General features: G+C 58.8%; 1 protein-coding gene. It reads right to left on the reverse strand.

The genetic code is table 11. The features are described from left to right. Positions 1–39 precede the first annotated feature (39 nt). Positions 40–1,259 (reverse strand): IS3 family transposase gene (locus B347_RS25805; protein WP_423812774.1). Its coding sequence is split into 2 segments (ribosomal slippage): positions 40–914 and positions 914–1,259, totalling 1,221 coding nucleotides; the frame shifts between segments, so codons are not numbered across the junction. Between the last annotated feature and the right edge of the window lie 70 nt (positions 1,260–1,329).

Below are 1,329 nucleotides of genomic sequence, written 5' to 3' on the forward strand. Positions count from 1 at the left end.
CCTGGACTTGCCCCTACAAAACCGGACACCAACTCCCTGTTAAATTGATGTTGCCGCTAAGCGCCTGAATTCCCTCGGCGAGCGATAGTTCAAGGCGCTGTGCGGATGCTGCTCGTTGTAATGCTCGAAGGCAATGGTCAGGTTGCGCAGCGCCGTTTCGCGATCCGGCTTGGGCATGTGCGCCACGTAATCACGTTTGATCGTCTTCACGAAGCTCTCGGCCATGCCGTTGCTCTGCGGGCTGCGCACTGGGGTGGTCACCGGTTGCAAGCCGATCTGCCGAGCAAACAGGCGCGTCTGTTCGGCGGTATAGGCCGAGCCGTTGTCGCTTAGCCATTGCACCGGCGTTGTCGGCAGTTGGTCACCAAAACGCTTCTCAACGCTTTCCAGCATCAAGTCCCGGATGTCATCGCCACTGTACCCGGTCGGGCTCGCGACCCAACCGATGGCTTCGCGATCACAGCAGTCCAGGGCGAAGGTCACGCTCAATTTCGCGCCGTCCTCGCAGCGGAACTCAAAGCCGTCCGAGCACCAACGTGTATCACTGGTTTGCACCGCAATACGGCCTTCGTGCCGACGCGGCACCCCGGGCTGTTTGATGCGCCGCTCCAGCAGTAAGTTGTGATCACGCATGACCCGGTAAACCCGCTTCACGTTGATCGCCGGCAGCAACAGGGTTTCACGTGCACGACGCAGCAATCCCCAGACCCGACGGTAGCCGTAGCTGGGCAGCTCGCTAATCTGCTGCTGGATTTCAACCACCAGTTCAGCATCGTCCACAGGCCTGCTTCGCCGTACTTTGGGCGATGCCGATTGCTTGATTCGAACCGTTAATTGCGAGCGCGCCACACCGAGACATTCGCTGACCAGCTTCACTGGTCGTCCCCCGGCAACAAGGGTGAGTGCGCAATCCATTTTCGCGACCGGGCGATCTCCACGGCCTCTTTGAGGATTTCCGCTTCCATCATTTTCTTGCCCAGCATCCGTTGCAGCTCACGGATTTGCTTGAGCGCATCGCTCAACTCGGAAGCAGGCACCACGGCTTCGCCAGCACTGACCGCCGACAGGCTGCCGTCCTGGTAAAGCTTGCGCCACAAGAACAACTGGTTGGCATTGATGCCGTTACGCCGAGCCACTACCGAAACGCTTTGCCCTGGCTCAAGACTCTCGCGAACCATGGCCAGTTTTTGCTCTGGGCTCCAGCGGCGCCGCCGCTCTTGGCCCAAAAGCTCCCCACTCTTATCGTTGCTGTTAGTCATAAACATAACCGTTTGCCTATCCCTTATCGTAAGGGGGAAACGGTGTCCTGTCTTTCATGGGGCTCGTTCA

The sequence above is a fragment of the Pseudomonas psychrophila HA-4 genome, assembly GCF_000282975.1.
GTDB classification, from domain to species: Bacteria; Pseudomonadota; Gammaproteobacteria; order Pseudomonadales; family Pseudomonadaceae; genus Aquipseudomonas; species Aquipseudomonas psychrophila_A.